Below are 25916 nucleotides of genomic sequence, written 5' to 3' on the forward strand. Positions count from 1 at the left end.
CGCTCGGGCTTAAGCCCTCCCGGCGGTCTCAGGCCGGCGCCGCAGTGGCCGACTTTTGCTCCGCCCCGTGGCCGGTTTTTACTCCGCCGTTGACATCAGCCGTTGGGAGGTTCCCCGCACAGGCAAGACAGCGAACGCGCTCGCCCGCAATCGCGCTTGCCAGGCCAAGGTGCTTTCGGAATACCGGCAGAAGCTCCGCCTTTCAAAAGAGTATCACGCCGAGACGGCGCGCTTGCGGCAGGCGTCCGGCGTCGATCGGGTCAAGCAGCGGATCAAAACCGCCAGGGCCGGACTGGAGCGGGCTTGCAGCGATGTTTCCTATGAGCCGGCTTTCACTGTAAATGGTTTGCACTTCAAGGCCGAAGTCCTCCAAACCCAAGATGATGGGATGGCGCCTTACATGCGCGACAAGGGCGGCGCCCTCGGCGCCATGGCGCGCTTCATCGACGCCACGCTGGACGTTATCGGGCGGGCCTCGGCATGAGAAGCCTCAGTATCCAGCGTTTCCGTCGCGCCGAGCTTGAGCGCCGCATAGAAGAGATGATTTCTCTTCTCGACCTCATCGATGACGACCCCGATCTTGAGGACGGCGGCGATGACGAGCCATTGATCGGCAGCCGAGCCATCCGCATCGGCAGTAGGATCCAAGACGATGTCGAATTTGTCGAAAAGGTACGCCGCAAATGAGGTTCATTGCCCTCTTAATCGCGATTGGTCTTCTGAAGGCCGCAAAGCGCGTCGCTTGGGTGGCGGAGCTCATGGCCGACGGCGGGGTATGGATTATCGACCAGTGCGACCCCAAGGCAAGGAGGCGCACATGAGTGCGACCTCTGAACTGCAAGCGCCTGAACCTGCGCCCGTGCCGCGCCCCTTGGCGGATCTGGACCGGTACGCCTGCCGGTGGCCGGTGAACAATGCCGAACTTTCAGAAGCGCATTTATTCTGCGGCGAGCGAGCAGCGACTGCAAAGCCGTATTGCACGCGGCATTGCCGACTCGCCTATCGCGCTGCGCCGACTGCGACGCGCAAGAGAGGATAGAGTTGGCGAGACGCCGGAAAAAATTGCGCGACTTCCGAGGAATACCGAGGCGTTCCGACGGCTATTGGGGGAAGTAAGGGTGGAAAGGATCGCCTTCGTCTCCGAATTTCGGAACAAAAGCATGCACTTAGGGAGAATGATTGGCGCACCCGACAGGATTCGAACCTGTGACCTTTGGAATCGGAATCCAACACTCTATCCAGCTGAGCTACGGGTGCTCGCAAGGCGATGACTCGCCTGTCCGATGAGAGGGTTCTTAACCCAGGTGGGGGCGGGCTTCAATCGGGAAAATGCAGAAAGGGCGATCTGTTCTGAGGGGGGCGCGCGCTTTGGAGCCACCCTTGCGGAAAAGCCGCCGGGGGTATCCGGCGGCTTTTGGTGATTTGGGTCAGGCGGTCTGCATGGCGCCGGGGCCGGGGATGGCTTTTTCGGGGACCTTGCCGAGGATGATCATGCCGAGGACCTCGTCCTTGGTGACGTCCTCGGTACGGGCGTGGCCGACGACCTGGCCGTTCTTCATGACGGAGACGCGGTCGGCGAGGTCGAAGACGTCGTGGATGTCGTGGCTGATCAGGAAGATGCCGATGCCTTCCTTCTTCAGCTGCTTGATCAGTTCGCCGACCTGCGCCGTCTCCTGCGGTCCGAGCGCGGCGGTCGGCTCGTCCATGATCAGGATGCGGGCGTTGAAGAGGATGGCTCTCGCGATCGCCACCGATTGGCGCTGGCCGCCGGAGAGGGCCTTGACCGGTTCCTTGAAGCGCTGGAAGTTCGGGTTGAGGCGGCCCATCACTTCGCGGGTCTTCGCTTCCATCGCGACGTCGTCGAGCGTGCCCCACGGGGTGCGCAGCTCGCGGCCGAGATAGAGGTTGGCGGCGGCGTCGACATTGTCGGCGACGGCGAGCGTCTGGTAGATCGTCTCGATGCCGTATTTCTTGGCGTCGCGCGGGTTGTTGATGTCGGCGGGTTCGCCGTTGATCAGGATCTCGCCGCTGTCGCGCTTGTAGGCGCCGGAGAGGATCTTGATCAGCGTCGACTTGCCGGCGCCGTTGTGACCGAGCAGGGCGACGACCTCGCCGGGATAGAGATCAACCGAGGCATTGTCGACGGCGTGGATGCCGCCGAAGGAGATGGAGACGTTCTTCATCTCCACGAGGGGCGTACGGGTGTCCGTCATTGGATGGGCTCCTCTTACTTGGCGCGGGCGCGGTAGACCGTGTCGAGCCAGACGGCGACGACGAGGACCATACCGACCACGATGCGCTGGAACGGGGTATCGATGCCGACCAGCACCATGCCCGATTGCAGCGATTGCATGACGAGGGCGCCGAGCATGGCGCCTGCGATTGTGCCCATGCCGCCGGCAAGCGAGGTGCCGCCGATGACGGCCGCGGCGATGGTGTAGAGTTCGTCGAGTTCACCCTGCGCGTTGGTCGCGGCGTTGAGGCGGGCGGTGGAGATCGCCGCGGCGATGGCGCAGAGCATGCCCATCAGCGCGAAGATCTTGACCGTCACCCAGCGGGTCTTGATGCCGGCAAGCTCCGCGGCCTCCGGGTTGCCGCCGAGCGCGAAGACGTAGCGGCCGAAGCGCAGGCGCGTCGAGATGAAGGTCATGACGATGCCGACCACGATGGCGATCAGCACGGGAATGGCGATGCCGTGCGGGATGAAGAGGCCACCCTCCGGCCAGGCGATGCCGTTGGCGTCGGCATAGCGGCGGGCGATGGCGACCGGCCAGGGATAGCTGTTGACCACGGCGATGGCGCCGAGCACCAGCGCGCAGCCGACGGCGGTCAGGAAATATTCGGCCCACATGGGACGCAGCGGAAAGCCGAAGCGCTGGCGCTGCTTGCGCGAGTTGACGATCGTCGCGACGATGGCGATGCAGGCGACGACGCCGACGATCCAGCTGGCGGTGGCGCCGATCGAGCCTTCCGTGCCGCCGCCCATCAGGCGGAAGGTCGCGTCCATCGGGGCGACCGTGCGTCCGCTCGTCACGAACCAGGTGGCGCCGCGCCAGACGAGCAGGCCGCCGAGCGTGACGATGAAGGAGGGCACGTTGAGGAAGGCGATGATCGCGCCGTGCAGGGCGCCGATGCCCGCGCCGAGCAGGAGGCCGGCGAGAAGGGTGACGATCCAGGTGGCGGGGTGGTTGAAGCCGAGAAGCTGCGGCAGCAGCTCGGCCTGCAGCACGCCCATGATCATGCCGACGAAGCCGAGGATCGAGCCGACGGAGAGGTCGATGTTGCGCGTGACGATGACGAGCACCATGCCGGTCGCCATCACGGCGACGGAGGCGGTCTGGACCGAGAGGTTCCACAGGTTGCGCGGCGTCAGGAACAGGCCGCCGGACAGGATGTTGAAGCCGATCCAGATGATCAGCATGGCGCCGACCATGCCGAGCAGGCGCGTGTCGATCTCGGTGGCGCGGAAGAAGCGCTTCACCGGGTTCTCGCTTGCCGATCGTGCGCGATTGGCATGCGTGGTATTCGTGATGTCGGCCATGGCTTTGCCGTCCCCCCACTTTTGTTGAACGTGTCGTTCGGGCGCTCGGTTGATATCCCGCCTCGAGGATGTATCGCCGCCTCATCCTCCGCCCGCTGCCCATCTTGCGCAAGCGCCGCAACGGTTGCCGTTGCGGCGCCTGGCGATGGTCAGGTCAGTACCGGATTCGCGGCGGCTCAGTCGCAGGCCGCGACCGAACCGGCGGCGACGCCCTGGCAGGCCGTTTCCTTCGGAATCCAGCCGGCCTCGATGACGACGTTCAGGTTGTCCTTGGTGATCGGTACCGGCGCGAGGAAGACCGACTTCATCTCGACGCCCTTCGGGCCGCCGTTGAAGGTGGTGACGCCCTCGATCTCGTCCATGGTCTTGCCGGAGGCGAGTTCAGCCGCGATTTCCGCGGCGCGCTTGCCGAGGTCGCGCGAGTCCTTCCAGACCGAGACGGTCTGCGTGCCGAGCGCGACGCGGTTGAGCGCGGCGTGGTCGGCATCCTGGCCGGAGACCGGGACGGAGCCGGCAAGGCCCTGGGCCGTCAGCGCGGCGATCGCGCCGCCGGCCGTGCCGTCGTTCGAGGCGACGACCGCATCGACCTTGTTGTCGTTCGCCGTCAGGAACTGTTCCATGTTCTTCTGGGCGTTCTCCGGCTTCCAGCCATCGGTATAGGCTTCGCCGACGGTCTTGATCTTGCCGGCGTCGATGGCTTCCTTCAGCACTTCCTGCTGGCCAGCGAAGAGGAAGTCGGCGTTCGGGTCGGACGAGGAGCCCTTGATGAACACGTAGTTGCCTTCCGGCTTCACCTTGAACACTTCGCGGGCCTGCATGCGGCCGACTTCCTTGTTGTCGAAGGTGATGTAGAAGGCGGCCGGGTTCTCGATCAGGCGGTCGTAGCCGACGACCGGGATGCCTTCCGCGGCGGCCTTTTCGATGGCCGGGCCGATGGCTTCACTATCCTGGGCGAGAACGATGATGGCGTTGGCGCCCTGGGCGATCAGCGATTCGACGTCGGTCAGCTGCTTGGCGGCGGACGACTGGGCGTCAGCCGAAATGTACTTGTCGCCGGAGGCTTCGAGTGCTGCCTTGATGGCGGCTTCGTCGGTTTTCCAGCGCTCTTCCTGGAAGTTCGACCAGGAAACGCCGACCACGAGGTCCTTGGCGTGCGCGACGGAATGCAGGGAAACGATGACGGCAGCCCCTGCCATCAGCTTCAGAACGAACTTCATAATATCCTCCCAAGTGAACACCGGCCGCCTGGACGAACCTCCCGCCCAATCAACGACCGGCCACGATAACACTGTCTCGATGCCCCTCCCGACGGTGCCGGGACTTTTTTCTCGACAGTCGAGAAAATAAATGGCAGAAGTTTCGGAGGCTGTCAACACGGCTTGAAAGGCCTTGAACGACGGCGTGACAGATGCTTTGGGAGGGGTATGTGTTGCATCCTGTGAAAGCGAGCGGAAACCGACGATGCTGACCAAGTCGAGCACGGAGCTTGTGCGTCAGCAGAACAGCGCGCTGGTGCTCGCCTCGCTGCGCCGGCACGGGCCGCTCGCCCATACAGACATCTCCCATCATACGGGGCTCGCCTCGGCGACCGTCTCGGTGATCACGGCGGAGCTGGAGAAGGCCGAAGTGCTGGAGCGGCGCGAGCAGCAGGCGTCGGCCTCGCGCGGGCGGCCGCGCGTCATCTTCGGCCAGCGGCGCGATGCCGGCTATCTCGTCACCGTGCGCATCTCCTCCGACATGGTGCAATATTCGCTCGCCGATTACGGCGGCACGCTGCTCGACCGTTTCGAGGAGCCGCGCAACCATGCCGACACCGCGACACGGCCCTTCACGGAGGCCTTCGTCGCCGCGCTCGACAGGCTGGCGGATCGGTCGCGGATCGACCGCGGGCAGGTGCTGGTCGTGTCGATCAGCAGCAAGGGCCTTGTCGATCCCCTGACGGCGCGGCTCGTCTGGTCGCCGGTCTTCGGCGCGCAGCAGGTGGATTTTGCCGCGCTGCTCCAGCCGCCCTGGCGGGCGAAGATCCTCATCAGCAACGAGACGCTGCTCGTCGCCCATGCCATGGCGCTGCGCATGGAGAAGGCGGGGGCGCGCGATCTGCAGGCGGTCGCCGCGCTCTCGCTCGGCCACAGCATCGGTCTTGGCATTGCGCGGTTCGACCGGTCGGGGGAGCTCTCGGTCACGGCGCCGAATTTCGGGCACATGCTGAATTCGTCGGATGGCAAACTGTGTCGCTGCGGCGCGCAGGGCTGCATCGAGGCCTCCGCCGGCTTCTACGGCATCCTGCGCACGGCCTTCGAGGTGCCCCCGGACACGATCCCGGCGAAATTCGTGCCGCTCGCGGAGATGGACAAGATCGCGCTGCGCGCCCGCCAGGGCCACCGCATGTCGGAATATGCCTTCCGCCAGGCCGGGCTGGCGCTGGGGCAGGGGCTTTCGCGGGTGGTGAGCCTCTACGAGAACATGCCGATCGCCATCACCGGCCCCGGAACGCGCTATTTCGACCTCATCCAGCGGGGCCTGGAGGAAGGCCTTGCGCAATCCCAGCAGGTCCGCCTCTTCGGCGCGCCGCCGATCTCCGTCGTGCCGGAGGAGGCGACGCTGGTGCTGGAGGGGCATCTCGACCGGGCGCTGGCGGAGATGGACCATGATGTCATCGCCGCGAGGGCGGTGGGAGAGTGAGGGCGCGGGGACCGCGGGATTTCGGAACTGAACTTCGGCTTCAATGATCGGAGGCACCCACCTCTCCTCCGTCATCCTCGGGCTTGACCCGAGGATCCACGCATCACCGCTCACCTGGAGTTTGTGGCCTGGATCCTCGGGTCAAGCCCGAGGATGACGTGGAGGGTGGGGTAGGCGTCCCAAACAAAAAAGACCGGGCGAGAAAATCGCCCGGCCAGTTGCTTGGGAGGTGGTTTCCGTCAGGCGACGGAAATCTGGCGCTTTTCTTCGACCGACTTCACGGCCGCATCGGCAAGCGCAAGGGCCGCGAGGCCGTCGGCGCCCGAGGGCGAGATGGTCGCGCCCTTTTCGATGGTCGCGATGAAGGCCGCGATCTCGTTGGCGTAAGCTTCCGTGTAGCGGGTCATGAAGAAATCGTGCAGCGGCGGGCGGGTGTAGCCGTCGCCGTTTGCGACCTCGATGGAGACCGGGCGCTGGTTCTCGGCAGACACCATGCCCTTCGAGCCGTGCACCTCGATGCGCTGGTCGTAGCCATAGGTGGCGCGGCGCGAGTTGGAGATGACGGCCTGCTTGCCGGACTTGGTCTGCAGGATGACGGAGACGCTGTCATAGTCGCCGGCCTTGCCGATGTCAGGATCGACCAGCACGGCGGCGGTGGCAAAGACCGAGACGACCTCCTCGCCGAGCAGGAAGCGGGCCATGTCGAAGTCGTGGATCGTCATGTCGCGGAAGATGCCGCCGGAGCGCTTGATATAGTCGACCGGCGGGGCACCGGGGTCGCGGGACGTGATCGTCACCATCTCGACATCGCCGATGCGGCCGTCGTCGATCGCCTGCCTGACGGCCATGAAGTGCGGGTCGAAGCGGCGGTTGAAGCCGACCATCAGCTTGCCCTTGGTCTCGTCGACCACCTTCATGCAGGCCTTCACACGATCGACATCGAGGTCGATCGGCTTTTCGCAGAAAATGGCTTTTCCAGCGCGGGAGAAGCGCTCGATGAGGTCGGCATGGGTGTCGGTCGGCGTGCAGATCACGACGGCGTCGATGTCCTTCGCCGCTTCGATCGCCTCGATGGTGCGGACCTCGCAGCCATATTGCCTGGCGATCGCGTCGGCGGCGGCCGGGAAGGCATCCGCGACGGCGACGAGCACGGCGTCCGGGTTGCCGGTCACGGCCTTGGCGTGGACCTTGCCGATGCGGCCTGCGCCGAGAAGACCAAATCTTACAGTCATGTTGTCCTCGTTATGTGGGGGCGAATAGGAAGCAGCGAATAGGGGGGAGGCAATAGGCAAGAGCAAGCGGTCTGCGCCGGTAACTATTCGCTATTCGCCATTCCCTATTCGCTCTTTAAAACTACGTCTTGCGCTTCTTCTGCCGGTAGACGTCGACGACGACGGCGGCGACGATGATGATGCCCTTGACGATCTCCTGGTAGAAAGCATCGACGCGCAGGAAGGTAAAGCCCGATGTCATGACGCCGAGGATGACGGTGCCGATGACCGTGCCGGTGATGCGCCCGACGCCGCCGGCAAGCGAGGTGCCACCGATGACGGTCGCGGCGATCGCATCGAGTTCGTACATCACGCCCATGCCGGCCTGGGCGGTCTGGGCGCGGGCGGCGGTGACGACGCCGGCAAGACCGGCGAGTGCACCGGCGATGGCGTAGACCTTGACCAGATGGGATTCGACATTGATGCCGGACACGCGGGCGGCCTGCACATTGGCGCCGATCGCGTAGGTGAACTTGCCGTAGCGGGTGTAGCGCAGCGCGATGTGGAAGATCACGGCGACGACGAGGAAGATCACGACGGGCCAGATGCCGGTGCCGATGAAGTTGAACTGTTCCGTCAGGCCCGAGACCGGCTGGCCCTTCGTGTACCACTTGGAGATGCCGCGGGCGGAGACCATCATGCCGAGCGTGGCGATGAAGGGCGGGATCTTCGTCTTGGCGATGAGCTGGCCGTTGATGAAGCCGGCGAGCAGGCCGACGCCGATGCCGAGCGCGACGGGCACGATGACCGGCATGTCCGTCAGCGAGGGATAGAGCGCGCGCGGCCAGGTGGAGGCCTGCGCCAGCGAGGCGGTGAACATCGCCGTCATGCCGACGACCGAGCCGGAGGAGAGATCGATGCCCCCGGTGATGATCACCTGCGTGACGCCGACGGCGATGATGCCGATGACCGAGACCTGCAGGATGATGATCGTCAGGCGCTGCGGGTTCATCAGGAAGCTCTGGCCGACGAAGATCCAGCCGAGGATTTCATAGACCAGCGCAATGCCGATCAGGACGAGAAAGATGTTGAGTTCCGGCGGGAGCCGGCGGGCAGATTTCTGCGCAGCGGCCTGGGCCTGCGCGGCGGAATTCGTGCTCATGATTACCTCCCTTGCGGCCGCTCGGCGGCCCTGAATATCCCTTGGGCTGATTTCACTGGGCAGCCAGTTCCATGACCTTGACCTGCGTCGCCTCCGCCCGGTCGAGGATGCCGGTGACGCGGCCCTCGTGCATGACCATGACGCGGTCGCTCATGCCGAGCACTTCCGGCATTTCCGACGAGATCATGATGACGGCGACACCGTCGCGGGCGAGCTCGGTGACGAAGCGGTGGATCTCCGCCTTGGCGCCGACGTCGATGCCGCGGGTCGGCTCGTCGAGGATGAGGATGCGCGGATGGGTGAGCAGCCAGCGGCCGATCAGCACCTTCTGCTGGTTGCCGCCCGACAGGTTCTCGATGCGCTCGTGAAGGTTCGGCGTCTTGACCCGCAGCTTCCGGCTCATCTCCTCGCAGACCCTGGTCAGTTCGCGCTCGGCAACGAAGCCGTTCTTGACGAACTTGTCCTGGAGGACGGCGATCTGCATGTTTTCCAGGATGTCGAGGATCAGCAGGCAACCGGTGTCCTTGCGGTCTTCCGTCAGGAAGGCCATGCGATGCCGGATCGCCGTGTTCGGGCTGTCGATATTGACCGGCTTGCCGTTGATCTCGATCGTCCCGGAGCTTGCTGGCGTGACGCCAAAGATCGTCTCGGCGACGTTCGAGCGGCCGGAGCCGACGAGGCCGGCAAGGCCGAGGATCTCGCCGGCGCGCACGTCGAAGGAGACGTCGTGGAAGACGCCCTTGAGCGTGAGGTTCTTGACCGACAGGATGACATCGCCGATCGGCACCTCTTCCTTCGGGAACATCTGGGTGATCTCGCGGCCGACCATCATGCGGATGATGTCGTCGCGCGTCACGTCGGTCGAGGCATGCGTGCCGATATACTTGCCGTCGCGGAACACCGAGAACTCGTCGGCGATCTCGAACAGCTCGTTCATCTTGTGGGTGATGTAGACGATGCCGATGCCCTGCGCGCGCAGATCGCGGATGATGGTGAAGAGGTGCTCGACCTCGCGCTCGGTCAGCGCCGAGGTCGGCTCGTCCATGATGAGCACGTCGCTCTCGTAGGAGACGGCCTTGGCGATCTCGACCATCTGGCGGTTGGCCACCGAGAGGTCGCGCACCTGGGTTTCCGGGTCCATCACGATGTTGAGGCGCTTGAAGAGCGCGGCCGTCTTGCGGTGCATCTCGCCGTGGTCGACGAAGCCGAAGCGGTTCTTCGGCTCGCGGCGGATCCAGATGTTCTCCGCAACGGTCATGAAGGGCATCAGGTTGAGTTCCTGATGGATCATGGCGATGCCGTTCTCCAGCGCGTCGAGCGGCGATTGCAGGCGGATCTTCTGGCCCTTGAGCAGCACCTCGCCCTGGTCGGGCGTGTAGATGCCGGCGAGGATCTTCATCAGCGTGGATTTGCCCGCGCCGTTTTCACCCATCAGGGCATGAACGGTGCCGCGCTTCAGCTTGAACTCGACGTCGTCAAGCGCGACGACGCCCGGAAATTCCTTGCGGACACCTTCCGCGGACAGCAGATATTCAGCATTCGGAATGGCGCCGCTTGCACGAACCGCGGCCATGGTGGTTGGACTGACCATCGTCCCCTCCCTCCCGGAGCAACCTGAAACGGGTCGGACGCGCGCACGCCGGCGTGCGCGCGTCCTTCACAGACTGGTCGTTTTCAAGCGACTGGTGAGCCGGTCAGTTCTTGGCCTGGAAGTCGGCGATGTTGGCCGGGGTCACGAGCTGGAAGGGGATATACACCTTGGTGTCGACCTGCTCGCCCCTGGCCAGCTTCAGCGCGGCGTCGACCGAGCCCTTGCCCTGGCCGGCGGCGTCCTGGAACACCGTCACGTCGAGATCGCCGGCCGCCATGGCGGCAAGCGCGTCCTGTGTGGCGTCGATGCCGGCGACGACGACGCTGTCCATCGAGCGGCCGGCGGCCTTCAGCGCCTGGATGGCGCCGATCGCCATCTCGTCATTGTTGGAGATGACGGCGTCGAATTCCAGGCCTGCGGAGAGCCAGTTGGTCATGAGGTCGGAGCCCTGCGTGCGCGACCAGTTGGCGGTCTGCTCCTCGACGATTTCGAGGCCCTTGCACTCGTCGGTGGCGATGACGTCCTTGATGTCCTGGGTGCGCACGCGTGCGGCCTGGTTGGAAAGCTCGCCCATCATGACGACGACCTTGCCCTTGCCGTTCAAGAGGCGGCAGACTTCCTTGGTTTCCAGCGTGCCGGATTCCTTTTCGTCCGAGGCGACGAAGGCCTGCTTTTCCGGCAGCTCGTTGACGTTGACCGGCTCGCGGTTGACATAGACCAGCGGAATGCCCGCATCGGCCGCGGCCTTGGAGAGCGCGGCGGTCGCGTCGGTGTCGACCGGGTTCACGATGATGGCGCTGACGCCCGAGGCGATGAAGTTCTGCACCTGGCTCTGCTGCTTGGCGACGTCGTTCTGGGCGTCCTCGATCTGCAGATCGACGCCGTCGAGGGTCTTGGCGTAGTCGGACATGCCGTTGCGCAGAACGGTCAGGAAGTTGTCGTCGAACAGCGCCATGGACACGCCGATCGTCTCGGCATGGGCGGCGGTGGACATCATCACGGCAAGCGCCGAGCTCAGAATGAATTTTTTCATGTCGTTCTCCTCCTCAACGTGGCGTCCGGCAGCGCCACTCGATTGTCCGGACGGCTGGCCCTTGCGGGCAGCCGGCCTCTTGCTCCTCCCGGGAGGCAAGAGGCCAAAACAGAATAAACAAACCGCGAATTCCGTATTGCGGAATGTTTATTCCATTTTCTGTTCGGGACGTCAAGCCCGTTCCATTTTTCAGGATCGGGAATCCCGCAAGGCCTGGGGAAAAGTGCCGGCGGACGGACCGCCGGCCCCGCCGGGCCTAGATGTTTTCGCGGATGAAGGCGAGGCTCTGCGCCACGGCCGCCCTGGGGTCGGCGACGTCGTGCACGGACGGCGAGAAGGGCTCGAAGGAGAGCGGTCCGGCATAGCCGGCGGCAGCCAGGGCCCTGATCTGGCTGATGTTTCCGAGCCGGTCCTGCGGGCCGACCAGCACGCGGTGGCCGTCGCGCATGGCGGAAACGGTGACATCGGCATCCTCGACGCCGGAAATATGGACGAGGCCGGTGAGCGCCGCGAAGAGGTCCGGTTCGCCGGCGAGGTGATGGTGGAACGTGTCGTGCACAAGGCGGAATGTCTGTTCCCCGCCCACGGCCTCGATCGCCTCGGCAGCCTCGCGCTTGGAGCGCAGCGAGCAGATCTCGAAGCCGAGCGGCTCGACGAGGCCGATGATTCCGGCCGCAGTCAGCATCGGCGTCAAGGCGGTCAGCGCCTCGGCGAGGTTGGCCTGCCGCTCGCCGTCGGCCTGGCCGGTGCCGTCGTTCTTCGGCACGAGCACGAGCGCGCGGGCGCCCGCCGCCGCGGCGTAGTCGATGAGGTCCTTGGCCTCGGCGGCGCGGGCGGGCGTCCATTCGTTGAAGCGCTGGAGCGCATTGATCGAGATGATCGTGACGCCGTGGCGGGCGGCGAGCGTCTTCACCTCGGCTGGCGCGGTGCCGTCCAGGATGGCGTTGCCGGTAAGGTCGTTGCGGATCTCGACTTTCGTGATGCCGAGCGAAGCGGCGAGGGCGAAGAAGGCGTCGAGGTTCAGCGCGGGCGTCGTCATGTGGTTGAGGGCGAAATCAAGGGGCGGCATGGAATGGGGGTCCTCCGGTCTTCGGGGCCGCCGACAGGGCGGCCTCGCATGCACGCATGAGGATCGGGAAGCGCTTGACGGGCGTCAAAGCCGAAGGCGCCGGCCACGCCCTCATTGCTGACAGATTCATCGGGCGGATGATGGAAAACCATCATCCTGCCTGTCAGATATTCTCCGGAAGAAAGATGTCGAAGGGCAGGAATGTCTGCCCGGGCACGGCCGCCTCGCCCTTCTCGATGGCCGTCACCATCAGCGCGACGAGTTCGCGGCAGAGGGCGGGCAGGGGCGTGCTGATCGCCATGGTGACGACGTCATCGGCAAGGCCGGCCTTCGATTCTGGCGTCAGCTCGTTGACGATGAGCTGGATCTTCCCGCCGTAACCCTCTTCGCGGATGGCGGAAATCGCGCCTTCCATGCCGCCGCCGGCGACATAGAGGCCGACGAGATCGGGATGCTGGGCGAGCAGGTTGGCGGTCGCCTCGTGGGTGATCTCGCTGGTGTCGAGATTGACGAGCGTGTCCAGCACCTCGAAATCCTGGCCCTTCTCGCGGAAGAAGGAGCGGAAGCCCATCTCGCGCAGTTCGTGGCCGTGGAAACGGTGGCTGCCGACGAAGATCGCCACCTTGCCGGGCCGGCGGGCGCTGCGGGCGATCATCCAGGCCGCCGTGCGGCCAACCTTCATGTTGTTGAGGCCGATATAGCCCTGGCGCACGTCCATGGCGAAGTCGGAGAGCAGGCAGAAGAGGGGAATGCCACGGTTCCTCAAGTCCTCCACCATGGTGGTGGTTGCCGGATAGTCGGGGGCGACGACGGCGAGGGCCTGGTTGCGGGCGGAGAGCTGCCGCAACATGTCCGTCATCGCGGCCGGCGTCTGCGCGTTGATGAAGTCGACCTGCGGCACGATGCGCGCCGTGGTGCAGGCATTGCAGGCGATCTCGATCTCGCGCGCGAAATTCTGGTAGAAGGCCTGGCCCGGGCGCTGGAAGCTGAAGCCCAGCCGGTATTGCGGCAGGTCCTCGAAGACCCGCTGCCGGATGAGCCCGATCGCGTGATAGCCGATCGTATTGGCGGCATCGTAGACCCGTCGCGCCGTTTCCTCGCGCACCTTGTGGCGCCCGTTCAGCACGCGATCGACCGTCGCCACGCTGACACCGGCGGCTTTCGCCAGATCCGTAATGGTGGGTCGCGATGCCATGATCCCCTCCCTGAAATCTTTCCATCAAAGCGGAATGATAGCGAATGATGGAATTTGATGCATTCTATCATGGCAGGATTGAGAGATGCAAGCAGGGGCGGTATCGTTTGTGCATCAGGCGAGGCGGGTGCCTGCAAGCGCCGCCGCAGGGAGGAGACGAGGGATGAAGCCGACGAAGCGGGACTACAGCCTTCTTGGCCGCGATGCCGAGGCCGCCGTGGCCAATGGCCTGGCCGCGGCCGAGTGGTATCACACCGAAATCGCCCGCAAGGACATGAAGGCGCTGATGCAGCGCAGCGACGCGCCGGCGATCCGCGACACCGCGATCTGGCTCGGCACCATGCTTGTCACCGGGGCTGCCGGCATCTGGTTCTGGGGGAGCTGGTGGGCGGTGCCGTTCTTCCTCGTCTATGGCGTGCTCTACGGCTCGGCCTCCGACAGCCGCTGGCACGAATGCGGCCACGGCACGGCCTTCAAGACGATGTGGATGAACGACGCCGTCTACCAGATCGCCTGCTTCATGATCATGCGCAATCCGGTGACCTGGCGCTGGAGCCACACGCGCCACCACACCGATACGGTCATCGTCGGCCGCGATCCCGAGATCGCCGTGATGCGCCCGCCGGATCTCGCGCGCCTCGTGCTCAACGTCTTCGGCCTGCTCGATGCCTGGCACGCCGTCATCGACATGCTGCGCAATGCGGCGGGCGTGATGAGCGCGGCGGAAAAGACCTTCATTCCCGCCTCCGAGCAGCCGAAGGCGATCCGTATCGCCCGCATCTGGTTCGCCATCTACGTTGCGACCATCGCCCTCTGTTTCGCGCTCGGCTCGATCCTGCCGGCCATGCTCATCGGCCTGCCGCGGCTTTATGGCGCCTGGCATCACGTTTTGACGGGGCTGCTCCAGCATGGCGGCCTTGCCGACAATGTCATCGACCACCGGCTGAACAGCCGCACCGTCTACATGAACCCGGTCAGCCGCTTCATCTACTGGAACATGAACTACCATGTGGAGCACCACATGTTCCCGATGGTGCCCTACCATGCGCTGCCGCGGCTGCATGCGATGATCAAGCACGACCTGCCGGCGCCGAACCCGTCCATGTGGCACGGCTACCGGGAGATGATCCCCGCCTTCCTGCGCCAGCTTCGCAACGAGGACTATTTCCTCAAGCGCGACCTGCCCGGGACGGCGCGGCCCTACAAGGAAGAATTCCACAGCGAGCCGGCCGTCGCGGCCGCCGAATAATCAGCACGTCATCGGAGGAGAGACCATGAGCGACACCTGGATCGAGGTCTGCGCAGCGGACGAGATCGACGAGGAGGATGTGATCCGCTTCGACCATGCGGGCCGTACCTTCGCGATCTATCGCAGCCCGGAAGACACCTACCACGCGACGGACGGGCTCTGCACCCACGAGAAGATTCACCTCGCCGACGGGCTGGTGATGGATCACATCATCGAATGTCCCAAGCATAACGGCCGCTTCGACTACAAGACCGGCGAGGCCAAGGGCGCACCGGTCTGCGTCGACCTCAGGACCTATCCGGTCAAGGTCGAGGGCGGCACGGTCTTCATCGGGCTCTAGCTTTCTTGTTTTCGCGCTTCCGGCTGCCGGAACCGTTCGGGAGGATCATGCCATGGCGGATTTCGTCATCGTCGGCGCCGGCGAATGCGGCGCACGCGCAGCCTTCGCGCTCAGGGAAAAGGGTTTCGACGGCACGATCACCCTGATCGGCAGCGAAACGCATCTGCCCTATGAGCGTCCGCCGCTCTCCAAGGAGGCGCTGGTCGCCGGCGCCGGCCCGAAACTCGTCGCGGACGCGGAGCGTTATGCCGCCGCCGGTATCGCGGTGCTTTCCGGCCGCACGGTCCTTGAGATCGACCGGGCCGGCCGGCGGGTACGACTCGACGATGGCACGGCGCTTCCCTATGACAAATTGCTGCTGGCGACCGGTGCGCGCCCGCGCACCCTGCCGGGCATGGCCTGCGGCGGGCGCATCGCCGCCCTTCGCAGCCATGACGATGCAACGCGCATTCGCGCCCATCTCGTGGAGGGAAGCCACGTCGCCATTCTCGGCGGCGGGTTCATCGGCCTGGAGCTGGCGGCGAGCGCCTGCACGCTCGGTGCGAGCGTGACGCTCATCGAGGGCCTGCCGCGCGTCCTCAGCCGCGGCGTGCCGGCGGAGATCGCCGCGATTATCGCCAGCCGCCATGCGGCCGAAGGCGTCGAGGTGCTGTGCGGCGCGAAGGTTGCCGGCATCGCGGAGCGGCCGGGCGAGGTTCGCCTCACGCTGGAGGACGGCCGCATCGTCGCGGCCAGCCTGCTGGTCGTCGGCATCGGCGCCGTGCCGAACACGGAGCTGGCGGAGGCGGCGGGGCTCGCGGTGGACAACGGCATCGCCGTCGACGGCCTGCTGTGCACCTCAGATCCCGATATCCTCGCGGCCGGCGACTGCACGTCCTATCCGCTGCCGCTCTACGGCGACCGACGCGTCCGGCTCGAATCCTGGCGCAATGCGCAGGAGCAGGGCCAGCTTGCGGCGGCCAACATGCTCGGCGGCGGCGAGGCGCATTGTGCCGTGCCGTGGTTCTGGTCGGACCAGTACGACATGACGCTGCAGATCGCGGGGCTTGCCGACGGTGCGGCGGCGACCGTGCGGCGCGATCTCGGCGAGGGCGCCTTCCTCCTCTTCCATCTCGATGCCGAGGGCCGGCTGATCGCGGCGAGCGGCATCGGCAAGGGCAATGCGGTCGCCCGCGACATCCGCCTTGCGGAAATGCTGATCGCCGCCCGGCGGCATCCCGATCCGGCCGCGCTTGCCGCGCCGGAAACCAGACTGAAGACATTGCTTGCCGCCTGAAGGGCGGCCCGGAGGACAGGATGAAGACCAGGAGACCAACCGTTGCCGACCTCAAGGCGATGAAGGGCAGGCGGCAGCTCACCATGCTGCGCGTCGTGACGCTGGAGGAGGCGGAGGCCGCCGAGAAGGCGGGCATCGACCTCGTCTCCGTGCCGCCGGCGCTGCTGGGGCCGGCCTTTCGCGAGGCCGCGCCCACGGTCTTCGCCTTTCCGGGGCTGGAATACGGCGATTTCGTCACGGCGGACGATTACCTGCGCGGCGCCTTCCAGGCGATGAAGGCGGGGGGCGATGCCGTCTATTGCGCCGCCGGGCTTTCCACCGTCCGGCGCCTGCGCGAGGAGGGCATCCCGGTCTGCGGCCATGTCGGGCTCATCCCCTCCAAGGCCACCTGGACCGGCGGCTTCCGCGCCGTCGGCAAGACGGCCGAGAGCGCGCTGGAGATCTTCCGGCAGGTCAAGGCGCTGGAGGAGGCAGGCGCCTTCGCGGCCGAGATCGAGGTGGTGCCCGGCGAGATCGCCGCGGCGATCAGCGCGAGGACGGGGCTCGTCATGCTCTCCATGGGCGCGGGCGCGGGCTGCGATGCGCAATATCTCTTCGCCGAGGACGTGCTCGGCCAGAACCGCGGGCATTATCCGCGCCATACGAAGGTCTACCGCAACTTCGCCGCCGAATACGACCGGCTGCAGCAGGAGCGCATCGCCGCCTTCCGCGAATATGCCGACGACGTGCGCTCGGGCGCCTATCCCGAAAAGGGCCACCTCGTCGGCATCGCGCCGGCCGAGCTTGCGGCGTTCCTGGAACGGGTCGATGCCTGAAAGCCGGTTCCCTCGCGCGGGAAAACCGCCTATGTAGGCGCTGAAGCGTGAGGAGACGTTCATGAAGTTCATCGATCCCGATCATCCGTTCTACCGTCCGCTCTGGCGGCGGCTGCTTCTGGTCGGGGCCTGTGCGGCATGGACGGCGGTGGAATTCTACAATGGCGAGCAGACCTGGGGCACGATCTTCCTCGTCGTCTCGGCCTATACCTTCGCGCAGCTCATCCTCTTCTTCAAGCCCTCCGATCCGGCCGCAAAGCCGCCGGAGCAGGAGCCGAAGGGCTAGAGCAATTCCAGCAAAAGTGCGAAGCGGTCTTGCGTTCGGAATTGCGTAAAAACAAAGAGCCAGAGCGTTTTCGCGATTCGAGGAAAAGCGGAAACGCTTTCAGGCGCATTGCCATCAGCGCGACAGGCCGAGGCTCCTTTCGACATTGATCCGCCGGATCGTCTCGTCGATCAGCATGTTGGCGATCTTCATGCGCAGCGTCGCATTGGCACGCAGCTCCTCCGGTGCGCGATCGGGATGGTTTTCCCGGGCAAAACCGCGCCGGCGGGCGAGCAGCTCGTCCACGCTTTCCTTGCCGTCAAGGCCAAGGTCGCTGGCCACCTCCTCCGGCGCGATGCGCAGGAGATGCGGTGGGGGCGGAGGCGGTTCGGCGGGCGCCGGTTGCTCCGGCTCGGCCGGAGCGGGTTCCTCGTAGAGATCGAGATAGGCGGCGGCCGCCTGCGAGCCGGAGACGAAGGCGCCGCCCGTGCCGAGGCCGGCAAAGCCGGAGGGCAGGCCGCGCACCTCGGCCGGGCCGTCGTCCTCGCGCGCTTCGTCCTCCGCGGCATCCTCGGCCGCCTGGCGCGCCTCGGCCTTCAGCCGCTCCAGCACGGATTCGAAAACGGTCATGCCGAACATGAAAGACCTCCTCAGTCCGGCGAAAGCATCCGGCTGCGTTGCAGGATCAGATCATAAAGCAGTTTGGCGCTCGGCGGCAGCGCCCTGCCTTTTATGGAGATAAGGCTGTACGGCTTGATGTCGATCTCGAAATCGGTGTTGAGGATGCTGATTTCGCCGGCCTGCGCGCCGACATCGGCGATGAAGACGGCCATGTCGCGGGCGACGGGGGCGATTGCGTTCGAACCGCAGACGATCGCGGTCGTCAGCAGGATGGACGAGGTGTTGACCACGGTGGAGGGCAGCGGCACGCCGGCGGCGAGGAACAGGTCCTCGATGCGCCGGCGAAGCAGCGTGCCGGCCGGCTGGAAGACCCAGTCGTAATGCGGCAGGTCGGCAAGGCTGGCGGCGGGTTTTTCGAGCAGCGGATGGCCCTTGCGCACGATGAGGCAGGCCTTTTCGATGCCGATCTCGGTGACGTTGAAGAGCCGCGGGTTGAGATCGTCGGGCACGCGGGCGATGATGAAGTCCTGCCGTGCCGCCAGCAGCTCGCGGGCGAGCACGTTGCTCGTCTCCAAGCGCACATTCACCTCGATGCCGGGATAGGCGGCGCTGACCTGCTGGATCGCCGGCACGGCAAGGCTGATCGCCGGCGCCGTCACCGAGCCGAGGAAGACCGAGCCGCCGGTGCCCGATTTCAGGGCGGACAGCTCGCGGTCGACTTCGCGCAGCTCGAGCAGAATGGTGCGCGCCCGGCGCGCGAAGGCCCGGCCGAAGGCCGTGAGCGCCACGCCGCGCGAGACGCGCTCGCACAGTTGCGCCTTGAGGATGGTCTCCATTTCCGTCAGCATGCGGGAGGCGGCGGGCTGCGAGATGTTCAGCGCATCGGCTGCCGCGCTGACCTGCCTGTGCTCCTCGATGGCGACGATCATGCGCAGGTGATTGAGCTTCAGGCCGCTGCGTAGGAGGCCGACACCCTGGAGGTCGCCGCCGCTCTCGCCGGGAAAGAGCTGCTCGTCGATGTCATCGTCCAGACGCATTGGTTACCTCGATCAATAAAATAGTATATATCCGACATTATATACCAGATTTGATATCAATTTAGAAGTTCATTGCATTTGACAGTTATGGCAATTCGTAAGAGGTTGCGCCAATGTGCGCTGGGGTCCTTGGGAGTGGGGACCGGCGGGCTTTCTGCCCTCCAGTCCAGGCCGTCGTCTGAATGCGACCCCGCCCGTGCACAGAACAATGCCTGGCCGCAATTTCGGCCAGTGCGCACCAGGGAGAGACCTTTCAATGAAAATGATCACTTCGCTTCTCGCCGCCGCTGCCGTCAGCGTCGCGTCGTTCGTGGCGCCGTCCTTCGCCCAGGACAAGGGCATGGTCGGCATTTCCATGCCCACCAAGACCTCGACCCGCTGGATTTCCGACGGCGAGACGATGGAAAAGCTTTTCAAGGAAGCCGGCTACACGCCGGACCTGCAGTTCGCTGACGACGATATCCCGAACCAGCTCGCCCAGATCGAGAACATGGTCACCAAGGGCGCGAAGGTCCTTGTCATCGGCGCCATCGACGGCACGACGCTTTCCGACATCCTCCAGAAGTCGGCCGATGCCGGCGTGAAGGTCATCGCCTATGACCGTCTGATCCGCGATTCGGGCAATGTCGACTACTACGCCACCTTCGACAATTTCCAGGTCGGCGTTCTCCAGGCCACCAGCCTCGTCGACGGCCTCAAGGCGAAGTTCCCGGACACCAAGCCGTGGAACGTCGAACTCTTCGGCGGTTCGCCGGACGACAACAACGCCTTCTTCTTCTATGATGGCGCGATGTCGGTCATCCAGCCGCTGATCGACAGCGGCGACATCGTCATCAAGTCGGGCCAGACCGGCATGGAAACGGTCGGCACGCTGCGTTGGGACGGCGCCGTCGCGCAGGCCCGCATGGAGAACCTGCTCTCCTCGACCTACACGGACGGCCGCGTCGATGGCGTGCTCTCGCCCTATGACGGCCTGTCCATCGGCATCCTGTCGGCGCTGAAGGGTGTCGGCTACGGCTCGGGCGACCAGCCGATGGCCGTCGTCACCGGCCAGGACGCCGAGCTGCCTTCCGTCAAGTCGATCCTCGCCGACGAGCAGTATTCGACGGTCTTCAAGGACACGCGCGAACTCGCCAGGGTCACGGTCGGCATGGTCAATGCCATCCTCGACGGCAAGGAGCCGGAAGTGAACGACACCAAGACCTATGACAACGGCGTCAAGGTCGTTCCGTCCTACCTCTTGAAGCCCGTCGCCGTCGACAAGTCCAACGCGGAGCAGATCCTCGTCACGGACTCGGCCTATTACACGGCCGACCAGCTGAAGAACTGATCGTTTCTTCCCCTTCGGGGTTCGCGCCTGGCTGCGCGAACCCTCTTTTCTCCGGATCGCAGAGCGAATAGGCTCGGTTACCCCATCGATGGGTGATGGCCGGCCGCTGGAAACTGGTACATGAGCAAGACCCTTCTCGAAATGCGCGGCATCACGAAGACGTTTCCGGGCGTGAAGGCCCTCGACAACGTCAACCTGAAGGTCCGCGAAGGCGAGATCCACGCCCTTGTCGGCGAGAACGGCGCCGGCAAATCCACCCTCATGAAGGTGCTGAGCGGCGTCTATCCGGCCGGCTCCTACGAGGGCGAAATCCATTTCGACGGCGAGGTCCGCCGCTTCTCCACGATCTCCGACAGCGAGCATCTGGGCATCATCATCATCCACCAGGAGCTGGCGCTGGTGCCGCTGCTGTCGATCGCGGAAAACATCTTCCTCGGCAACGAGGTGGCGACGAACGGCGTGATCGACTGGAAGCTCGCCTTCCGCCGCACGCAGGAGCTGCTCGACAAGGTCGGCCTCAAGGAGCCGCCGGGCACGCTGATCACCGATATCGGCGTCGGCAAGCAGCAGCTCGTCGAGATCGCCAAGGCGCTCTCCAAGAAGGTTCGCCTGCTCATCCTCGACGAGCCGACCGCTTCGCTCAACGAGAAGGACTCCGACGCGCTCCTGAAGCTGCTCATGGAGTTCCGAACGCAGGGCATGACCTCGATCATCATCTCGCACAAGCTGAACGAGATCAAAAAGGTCGCCGACCAGATCACCATCCTGCGCGACGGCGGCACCGTCGAGACGCTGGACTGTCATCACGAGGACATTTCCGAGGACCGCATCATCAAGGGCATGGTCGGCCGCGAGATGGAGGACCGCTACCCGGCGCGCGAGCCTGATATCGGCGAGACGCTGCTGGAGGTGAAGAACTGGAACGTCTTCCACCAGCATCACCGCGACCGGCAGTTCCTGCACGATATCAGCTTCAACGTGCGCGCCGGCGAGGTCGTCGGCATTGCCGGCCTGATGGGCGCGGGGCGCACCGAAACGGCGATGAGCCTCTTCGGCAGGAGCTGGGGCCACAAGATTACCGGCGACGTCTCCATGCGCGGCAAGCCGGTGGATGTCAGCACGATCCCGAAGGCGATCGAGGCCGGCCTTGCCTATGTGACCGAGGACCGCAAGCAGCTCGGCCTCGTGCTGATCGACAACATCATGCACAACACGACGCTCGCCAATCTCGGCGGCGTTTCGAAGGCGACGGTCATCGACAACCGGCAGGAGGCCAAGGTCGCCTCCGGCTATCGCCAGAAGCTGCGCATCCGCTCGCACTCGATCTATCAGGAGGCGGTCAATCTTTCGGGCGGCAACCAGCAGAAGGTCGTGCTGTCCAAGTGGCTCTTCACCAATCCCGAGGTTCTGATCCTCGATGAACCCACGCGCGGCATCGATGTCGGCGCCAAGTTCGAAATCTATACCATCATCAACCAGCTTGCCGCCGAGGGCAAGGGCATCCTGATGATCTCGTCGGAGATGCCGGAACTGCTCGGGACCTGCGATCGCATCTATGTCATGAACGAAGGACGCATCGTGGCCGAGCTTTCCAAGGCGGAAGCAAGCCAGGAATCCATCATGCGCGCCATCATGCGCTCCGGGGAGAAACACTGATGTCCACCGATACCGCGACCAAGACGACCCAGCCTTCGGTGGGAGACTACCTGCGCAGGAACATCCGCGAATACGGCCTGCTCGTCGCGCTCGTCGTGATCATGATCTTCTTCCAGGTCATCACCAACGGCGTGCTCTTCCGCCCGGTCAACATCACCAACCTCGTCTTGCAGAACTCGTTCATCGTCATCATGGCGCTGGGCATGCTGCTGATCATCGTGGCGGGGCATATCGACCTGTCGGTCGGCTCCATCGTCGCCTTCATCGGCGCGATCTCGGCGATCATGCTGGTGAAATGGGGGCTGCCGGCGATCGTCGTCGTGCCGCTCTGCATCCTCGTCGGCGCGATCATGGGCGCGGCGCAGGGCTATTGGGTGGCCTACCAGAAGATCCCGTCCTTCATCGTCACGCTCGCCGGCATGCTGGTCTTCCGCGGCATGACCTATGTCGTGCTCGGTGGCCGTCCGGTCGGCCCGTTCCCGAAGGATTTTCAGATCCTCTCCACCGGTTTCGTGCCGGATTTCCTGTCGCTCACGGACCCTGCGACGAGCCTCATCAAGAACTATTTCGCGCTCCTCGTCGTCATCCTGCTGGTCGGCTATGCCATCTATGCCGGGCTTCGCGAGCGGCGCATGAACACGCTGCACGAGACGGAGAACGAGCCCTTCGCCTTCTTCGCCGTGCAGATGGCGGTCATCAGCGCGGTGGCGATCTTCCTCGGCTTCCAGCTCTCCACCTATCGCGGCCTGCCGAACGTTCTCGTCGTCATGGGCCTGCTCATCGCGCTCTATACCTTCGTGACGACGCGCACGACGATCGGCCGGCGCATCTACGCCATGGGCGGCAACGAGAAGGCGGCGAAGCTCTCGGGCATCAATACCGAGCGGCTGACCTTCTACACCTTCGTGAACATGGGGGCGCTCGCCGCGCTCGCCGGCATGATCATCGCCGCCCGCCTCAATTCGGCGACGCCGAAGGCCGGCGTCGGCTTCGAACTCGACGTCATCGCGGCCTGCTTCATCGGCGGCGCCTCGGCCTCGGGCGGCGTCGGCAAGATCACCGGCGCGGTCATCGGCGCCTTCATCATGGGCGTCATGAACAACGGCATGTCGATCATGGGCATCGGCATCGACTACCAGCAGCTCATCAAGGGCCTGGTGCTGCTCGCCGCCGTGTTCTTCGACGTCTACAACAAGAACAAGGGCTGACCGGGGAACACCGGTCCGCCCAAGGATTGCAAACGTGTTTGACCGGCTGCGGATGCGGCCAGTGCGGTGACGTCTGTCCGCCGCAGGTGCGGAGCTTTGGCCGGGCCCAGGCTTCAGGAAGGAAACGAAAATGCTGATGTCACAGGTCGCAAATGCCGACGGTTCGATCACGGTGGTCGTGCGCGAGGAGGGTGGCGAGGGCCGCGCGGTGAAGGGGGCGGACAGCGTCTATGCGCTCGCCATGGAAGCCGCCAACAGCGGGCAGTCCCTGAAGACCGTCATCGACGCGAAGGGCCTCGGCGCGGCCGTCGATCTGGAGGCGGCCTATGCCGCGGGCCGGCTGCTCTCGCCGATCACCCATCCGGACGCCGCCCATCTCCACCTGACCGGCACGGGCCTCACCCATCTCGGCTCCGCGGCCACGCGCGATTCCATGCACAAGAAGACGACGGAGGCGGCCGAGGAGAGCCTGACCGATTCCATGAAGATGTTCCGCATGGGCCTTGAAGGCGGCAAGCCGAAGCCCGGCGAAAAGGGCGTGCAGCCGGAATGGTTCTACAAGGGCAACGGCACGCAGGCGGTGGCGCCGGGCAGCCCGCTCACCTCGCCCTCCTTCGCGCTCGATGGCGGCGAGGAGCCGGAAATGGCCGGCATCTACGTCATCGCCGCCGATGGTGCGCCCTTCCGTATCGGCTTTGCCGTCTCGAACGAATTCTCCGACCATGTGACGGAGCGCATCAACTATCTCTACCTCGCCCATTCGAAGCTTCGCCAGGCGAGCTTCGGACCGGAGATCCGCGTCGGCGCCGCGCCTGACGATATCCGCGGTTTCTCGCGCATCGTCCGCGGCGGCAAGGTCCTGTGGGAAAAGCCCTTCGTCTCCGGCGAGGCGAACATGTCCCACACCTTCGCCAACCTTGAATACCACCATTTCAAATACGGCCTGTTCCGTGCCCCGGGCGATGTCCATGTCCATATGTTCGGCACGGCGACGCTCTCCTTCGGCGACGGCATCCGCACCGAGGCGGGGGACGTGTTCGAGATCGGGGCCGACGGTTTCGGCCTGCCGCTGCGCAATCCCTTGGCGATTGCCAGGGAAGAAGAGATCGAAATCCGCCAATTGTAGGGGATGTGCCGCCTCCGTGCGGCACGGGACAGACAGGAGGCCTTGCCCATGACGATCCACCAGAACCTGATTGCCGGCGAATGGGTCGGCTCGGACGCGATCCGGAACATCAACCCGTCGAACACGAACGACGTGGTGGGCGAATATGCCCGCGCCTCCGCCGAGGATACCGGGGCGGCGATCGCGGCGGCGAAGGCCGCGTTTCCGGCCTGGTCGCGCTCCGGCATCCTGGAGCGCCATGCGATCCTCAGGAAGACCGCCGACGAGATTTTGGCCCGCAAGGACGAGCTCGGCCGGCTGCTCTCGCGTGAGGAGGGCAAGACGCTGGCCGAAGGCATCGGCGAGACGGTGCGCGCCGGACAGATCTTCGATTTCTTCGCCGGTGAATGCCTGCGCCTTGCCGGCGAGGTGCTGCCTTCGGTGCGCCCGAATATCGGCGTCGAGATCACCCGCGAGCCGGTCGGCGTCGTCGGCATCATCACGCCGTGGAACTTCCCGATCGCCATTCCCGCCTGGAAGATCGCGCCGGCGCTCGCCTACGGCAACACGGTCGTCTTCAAGCCCGCCGAGCTGGTGCCTGGCTGTTCCTGGGCCATCGTCGACATCCTCGTGCGCGCCGGCCTGCCGAAGGGCGTGCTCAACCTCGTCATGGGCAAGGGCTCCGTCGTCGGCCAGACCATGCTCGACAGTCCCGATGTCAATGCCATCACCTTCACGGGGTCCACCGGCACCGGAAAACGCGTCGCGCTCGCCTCCGTCGAGCATAACCGCAAGTACCAGCTCGAAATGGGCGGCAAGAACCCCTTCGTCGTCCTCGACGACGCGGACCTTTCCGTTGCCGTGGAAGCCGCCGTCAACTCGGCCTTCTTCTCCACCGGCCAGCGCTGCACGGCCTCCTCGCGCGTCATCGTGACGGAAGGCATCCATGACAGATTCGTCGCCGCCGTCGGCGAGCGGCTGAAGAGCGTCGTCGTCGATGATGCCCTGAAGGCCGGCACGCATATCGGCCCGGTCGTCGACGAGAGCCAGCTCAAGCAGGACACGGACTATATCGAGATCGGCCAAAAGGAAGGCGCGAAGCTTGCCTTCGGCGGCGAGCGCCTGAAGCGCGATACGCCCGGCTTCTATCTCGCGCCCGCGCTCTTTACCGAGGCGACGAACGACATGCGCATTTCGCGCGAGGAAATCTTCGGCCCGGTCGCCGCGGTCATCCGCGTCAAGGACTATGAGGAAGCGCTCGCCGTCGCCAACGACACGTCCTTCGGCCTCTCCTCCGGCATCGCCACGACCAGCCTCAAGTATGCGACGCATTTCAAGCGCAATGCGGAGGCCGGCATGGTCATGGTCAACCTGCCGACGGCGGGCGTCGATTTCCACGTGCCCTTCGGCGGGCGCAAGGGCTCTTCGCACGGCCCGCGCGAGCAGGGCCGCTATGCCAGCGAATTCTACACAACCGTCAAGACCGCCTACACCCTGGCGTGAGACAAAGGCTGGCCGGTGCCCTGCGCC

General features: G+C 65.0%; 25 protein-coding genes and 1 tRNA gene. 14 read left to right on the forward strand and 12 right to left on the reverse strand.

Annotated features, from left to right (window positions below):
- The first annotated feature begins 67 nt into the window (after positions 1-67).
- The 3 genes from EV665_RS00005 (at position 68) to EV665_RS33245 (ending at position 1039) form a co-directional block, all read left to right on the forward strand.
- A complete protein-coding gene (locus EV665_RS00005) occupies positions 68-484 on the forward strand; it encodes a hypothetical protein (protein ID WP_133032645.1) in 417 nt (138 codons plus the stop codon).
- On the forward strand, positions 481-687 hold the full coding sequence (locus EV665_RS00010) for a hypothetical protein (RefSeq protein ID WP_133032646.1): 207 nt from the start codon (positions 481-483) through the stop codon (positions 685-687). Before EV665_RS00005 ends, EV665_RS00010 begins: the two co-directional genes overlap by 4 nt.
- Before the next feature lie 130 nt (positions 688-817).
- Positions 818-1039: a GcrA family cell cycle regulator gene (locus EV665_RS33245; protein WP_162852929.1), complete on the forward strand. Its 222-nt coding sequence runs from the start codon at positions 818-820 to the stop codon at positions 1037-1039.
- A 141-nt stretch (positions 1040-1180) separates the two neighbouring features.
- Here EV665_RS33245 and EV665_RS00020 read toward each other — a convergent pair.
- The 4 genes from EV665_RS00020 to xylF all read right to left on the reverse strand — a co-directional run bounded on the left by EV665_RS00020 (position 1181) and on the right by xylF (position 4758).
- Positions 1181-1257 (reverse strand) — tRNA-Arg (locus EV665_RS00020).
- 170 nt (positions 1258-1427) lie between these two features.
- Entirely contained in the window at positions 1428-2213 is a 786-nt protein-coding gene (locus EV665_RS00025; protein ID WP_064330885.1) for an ATP-binding cassette domain-containing protein, read from the reverse strand.
- A gap of 14 nt (positions 2214-2227) precedes the next feature.
- Positions 2228-3541, reverse strand: coding sequence for a sugar ABC transporter permease (locus tag EV665_RS00030; protein WP_133032648.1), 1314 nt, complete (start codon positions 3539-3541; stop codon positions 2228-2230).
- A gap of 176 nt (positions 3542-3717) precedes the next feature.
- Positions 3718-4758: a D-xylose ABC transporter substrate-binding protein gene (xylF, locus tag EV665_RS00035; RefSeq protein ID WP_064330883.1), complete on the reverse strand. Its 1041-nt coding sequence runs from the start codon at positions 4756-4758 to the stop codon at positions 3718-3720.
- A 244-nt stretch (positions 4759-5002) separates the two neighbouring features.
- Here xylF and EV665_RS00040 point away from each other — a divergent pair, with 244 nt between their 5' ends.
- Entirely contained in the window at positions 5003-6223 is a 1221-nt protein-coding gene (locus EV665_RS00040; protein WP_133032649.1) for an ROK family transcriptional regulator, read from the forward strand.
- Positions 6224-6462: 239 nt separating this feature from the next.
- On the opposite strand, the gene iolG is transcribed toward EV665_RS00040, so the two are convergent.
- The 6 genes from iolG to EV665_RS00070 form a co-directional block, all read right to left on the reverse strand.
- On the reverse strand, positions 6463-7455 hold the full coding sequence (gene iolG / locus EV665_RS00045; protein ID WP_133032650.1) for an inositol 2-dehydrogenase: 993 nt from the start codon (positions 7453-7455) through the stop codon (positions 6463-6465).
- 121 nt (positions 7456-7576) lie between these two features.
- Positions 7577-8596 carry an ABC transporter permease gene (locus EV665_RS00050; RefSeq protein ID WP_064330880.1) on the reverse strand — a complete coding sequence of 340 codons (1020 nt, stop codon included), beginning with the start codon at positions 8594-8596 and terminating at the stop codon, positions 7577-7579.
- A gap of 52 nt (positions 8597-8648) precedes the next feature.
- Positions 8649-10187, reverse strand: a complete 1539-nt coding sequence (locus EV665_RS00055; RefSeq protein ID WP_133032651.1) for a sugar ABC transporter ATP-binding protein — start codon at positions 10185-10187, stop codon at positions 8649-8651.
- 103 nt (positions 10188-10290) lie between these two features.
- Positions 10291-11220, reverse strand: a complete 930-nt coding sequence (locus tag EV665_RS00060; RefSeq protein ID WP_064330878.1) for a sugar ABC transporter substrate-binding protein — start codon at positions 11218-11220, stop codon at positions 10291-10293.
- A gap of 256 nt (positions 11221-11476) precedes the next feature.
- Entirely contained in the window at positions 11477-12289 is an 813-nt protein-coding gene (locus tag EV665_RS00065; protein WP_133032652.1) for a TIM barrel protein, read from the reverse strand.
- A 163-nt stretch (positions 12290-12452) separates the two neighbouring features.
- Positions 12453-13484: a LacI family DNA-binding transcriptional regulator gene (locus EV665_RS00070; protein WP_133032653.1), complete on the reverse strand. Its 1032-nt coding sequence runs from the start codon at positions 13482-13484 to the stop codon at positions 12453-12455.
- Positions 13485-13647: 163 nt separating this feature from the next.
- Between EV665_RS00070 and EV665_RS00075 the strand changes: the two genes are divergently transcribed.
- The 5 genes from EV665_RS00075 (at position 13648) to EV665_RS00095 (ending at position 17450) form a co-directional block, all read left to right on the forward strand.
- Entirely contained in the window at positions 13648-14733 is a 1086-nt protein-coding gene (locus EV665_RS00075) for a fatty acid desaturase family protein (RefSeq protein ID WP_133032654.1), read from the forward strand.
- A gap of 25 nt (positions 14734-14758) precedes the next feature.
- The gene (locus EV665_RS00080; RefSeq protein WP_133032655.1) at positions 14759-15073 is read left to right on the forward strand and encodes a MocE family 2Fe-2S type ferredoxin; all 315 of its coding nucleotides are present in this window, start codon (positions 14759-14761) and stop codon (positions 15071-15073) included.
- Between the two features lie 52 nt (positions 15074-15125).
- Positions 15126-16349, forward strand: a complete 1224-nt coding sequence (locus EV665_RS00085) for an NAD(P)/FAD-dependent oxidoreductase (protein WP_133032656.1) — start codon at positions 15126-15128, stop codon at positions 16347-16349.
- Between the two features lie 20 nt (positions 16350-16369).
- Positions 16370-17164, forward strand: coding sequence for a 3-methyl-2-oxobutanoate hydroxymethyltransferase (locus tag EV665_RS00090; protein WP_133032657.1), 795 nt, complete (start codon positions 16370-16372; stop codon positions 17162-17164).
- 61 nt (positions 17165-17225) lie between these two features.
- A complete protein-coding gene (locus EV665_RS00095; RefSeq protein ID WP_133032658.1) occupies positions 17226-17450 on the forward strand; it encodes a hypothetical protein in 225 nt (74 codons plus the stop codon).
- A 114-nt stretch (positions 17451-17564) separates the two neighbouring features.
- On the opposite strand, the gene EV665_RS00100 is transcribed toward EV665_RS00095, so the two are convergent.
- Together EV665_RS00100 and EV665_RS00105 are read right to left on the reverse strand one after the other, a co-directional pair.
- Positions 17565-18068, reverse strand: coding sequence for a hypothetical protein (locus EV665_RS00100; RefSeq protein WP_133032659.1), 504 nt, complete (start codon positions 18066-18068; stop codon positions 17565-17567).
- Positions 18069-18079: 11 nt separating this feature from the next.
- Complete coding sequence (locus EV665_RS00105) at positions 18080-19087, reverse strand: LysR family transcriptional regulator (protein WP_133032660.1); 1008 nt, start codon at positions 19085-19087, stop codon at positions 18080-18082.
- A 256-nt stretch (positions 19088-19343) separates the two neighbouring features.
- On the opposite strand from EV665_RS00105, the gene chvE reads away from it, so the two are divergent.
- The 5 genes from chvE to EV665_RS00130 all read left to right on the forward strand — a co-directional run bounded on the left by chvE (position 19344) and on the right by EV665_RS00130 (position 25889).
- On the forward strand, positions 19344-20417 hold the full coding sequence (gene chvE, locus EV665_RS00110) for a multiple monosaccharide ABC transporter substrate-binding protein (RefSeq protein ID WP_064330868.1): 1074 nt from the start codon (positions 19344-19346) through the stop codon (positions 20415-20417).
- A gap of 120 nt (positions 20418-20537) precedes the next feature.
- On the forward strand, positions 20538-22073 hold the full coding sequence (gene mmsA, locus EV665_RS00115; RefSeq protein ID WP_064330867.1) for a multiple monosaccharide ABC transporter ATP-binding protein: 1536 nt from the start codon (positions 20538-20540) through the stop codon (positions 22071-22073).
- The gene (mmsB, locus tag EV665_RS00120; RefSeq protein ID WP_064330866.1) at positions 22073-23281 is read left to right on the forward strand and encodes a multiple monosaccharide ABC transporter permease; all 1209 of its coding nucleotides are present in this window, start codon (positions 22073-22075) and stop codon (positions 23279-23281) included. The genes mmsA and mmsB overlap by 1 nt, the downstream gene beginning before the upstream one ends.
- Before the next feature lie 130 nt (positions 23282-23411).
- Complete coding sequence (gene araD1, locus EV665_RS00125; protein ID WP_133032661.1) at positions 23412-24407, forward strand: AraD1 family protein; 996 nt, start codon at positions 23412-23414, stop codon at positions 24405-24407.
- Positions 24408-24455: 48 nt separating this feature from the next.
- The gene (locus EV665_RS00130; RefSeq protein ID WP_133032662.1) at positions 24456-25889 is read left to right on the forward strand and encodes an aldehyde dehydrogenase family protein; all 1434 of its coding nucleotides are present in this window, start codon (positions 24456-24458) and stop codon (positions 25887-25889) included.
- The last annotated feature ends 27 nt before the right edge of the window (positions 25890-25916 follow it).

The organism is Shinella granuli (assembly GCF_004341885.1).
GTDB lineage: Bacteria > Pseudomonadota > Alphaproteobacteria > Rhizobiales > Rhizobiaceae > Shinella > Shinella granuli.

Bases quoted from the DNA above. Each gene is read 5' to 3' on its own strand.
- EV665_RS00010 (WP_133032646.1), top strand. From the start codon at position 481: ATGAGAAGCCTCAGTATCCAGCGTTTCCGTCGCGCCGAGCTTGAGCGC.
- EV665_RS33245 (WP_162852929.1), top strand. From the start codon at position 818: ATGAGTGCGACCTCTGAACTGCAAGCGCCTGAACCTGCGCCCGTGCCG.
- EV665_RS00025 (WP_064330885.1), bottom strand. From the start codon at position 2,213: ATGACGGACACCCGTACGCCCCTCGTGGAGATGAAGAACGTCTCCATC.
- EV665_RS00030 (WP_133032648.1), bottom strand. From the start codon at position 3,541: ATGGCCGACATCACGAATACCACGCATGCCAATCGCGCACGATCGGCA.
- xylF (WP_064330883.1), bottom strand. From the start codon at position 4,758: ATGAAGTTCGTTCTGAAGCTGATGGCAGGGGCTGCCGTCATCGTTTCC.
- EV665_RS00040 (WP_133032649.1), top strand. From the start codon at position 5,003: ATGCTGACCAAGTCGAGCACGGAGCTTGTGCGTCAGCAGAACAGCGCG.
- iolG (WP_133032650.1), bottom strand. From the start codon at position 7,455: ATGACTGTAAGATTTGGTCTTCTCGGCGCAGGCCGCATCGGCAAGGTC.
- EV665_RS00050 (WP_064330880.1), bottom strand. From the start codon at position 8,596: ATGAGCACGAATTCCGCCGCGCAGGCCCAGGCCGCTGCGCAGAAATCT.
- EV665_RS00055 (WP_133032651.1), bottom strand. From the start codon at position 10,187: ATGGTCAGTCCAACCACCATGGCCGCGGTTCGTGCAAGCGGCGCCATT.
- EV665_RS00060 (WP_064330878.1), bottom strand. From the start codon at position 11,220: ATGAAAAAATTCATTCTGAGCTCGGCGCTTGCCGTGATGATGTCCACC.
- EV665_RS00065 (WP_133032652.1), bottom strand. From the start codon at position 12,289: ATGCCGCCCCTTGATTTCGCCCTCAACCACATGACGACGCCCGCGCTG.
- EV665_RS00070 (WP_133032653.1), bottom strand. From the start codon at position 13,484: ATGGCATCGCGACCCACCATTACGGATCTGGCGAAAGCCGCCGGTGTC.
- EV665_RS00075 (WP_133032654.1), top strand. From the start codon at position 13,648: ATGAAGCCGACGAAGCGGGACTACAGCCTTCTTGGCCGCGATGCCGAG.
- EV665_RS00080 (WP_133032655.1), top strand. From the start codon at position 14,759: ATGAGCGACACCTGGATCGAGGTCTGCGCAGCGGACGAGATCGACGAG.
- EV665_RS00085 (WP_133032656.1), top strand. From the start codon at position 15,126: ATGGCGGATTTCGTCATCGTCGGCGCCGGCGAATGCGGCGCACGCGCA.
- EV665_RS00090 (WP_133032657.1), top strand. From the start codon at position 16,370: ATGAAGACCAGGAGACCAACCGTTGCCGACCTCAAGGCGATGAAGGGC.
- EV665_RS00095 (WP_133032658.1), top strand. From the start codon at position 17,226: ATGAAGTTCATCGATCCCGATCATCCGTTCTACCGTCCGCTCTGGCGG.
- EV665_RS00100 (WP_133032659.1), bottom strand. From the start codon at position 18,068: ATGTTCGGCATGACCGTTTTCGAATCCGTGCTGGAGCGGCTGAAGGCC.
- EV665_RS00105 (WP_133032660.1), bottom strand. From the start codon at position 19,087: ATGCGTCTGGACGATGACATCGACGAGCAGCTCTTTCCCGGCGAGAGC.
- chvE (WP_064330868.1), top strand. From the start codon at position 19,344: ATGAAAATGATCACTTCGCTTCTCGCCGCCGCTGCCGTCAGCGTCGCG.
- mmsA (WP_064330867.1), top strand. From the start codon at position 20,538: ATGAGCAAGACCCTTCTCGAAATGCGCGGCATCACGAAGACGTTTCCG.
- mmsB (WP_064330866.1), top strand. From the start codon at position 22,073: ATGTCCACCGATACCGCGACCAAGACGACCCAGCCTTCGGTGGGAGAC.
- araD1 (WP_133032661.1), top strand. From the start codon at position 23,412: ATGCTGATGTCACAGGTCGCAAATGCCGACGGTTCGATCACGGTGGTC.
- EV665_RS00130 (WP_133032662.1), top strand. From the start codon at position 24,456: ATGACGATCCACCAGAACCTGATTGCCGGCGAATGGGTCGGCTCGGAC.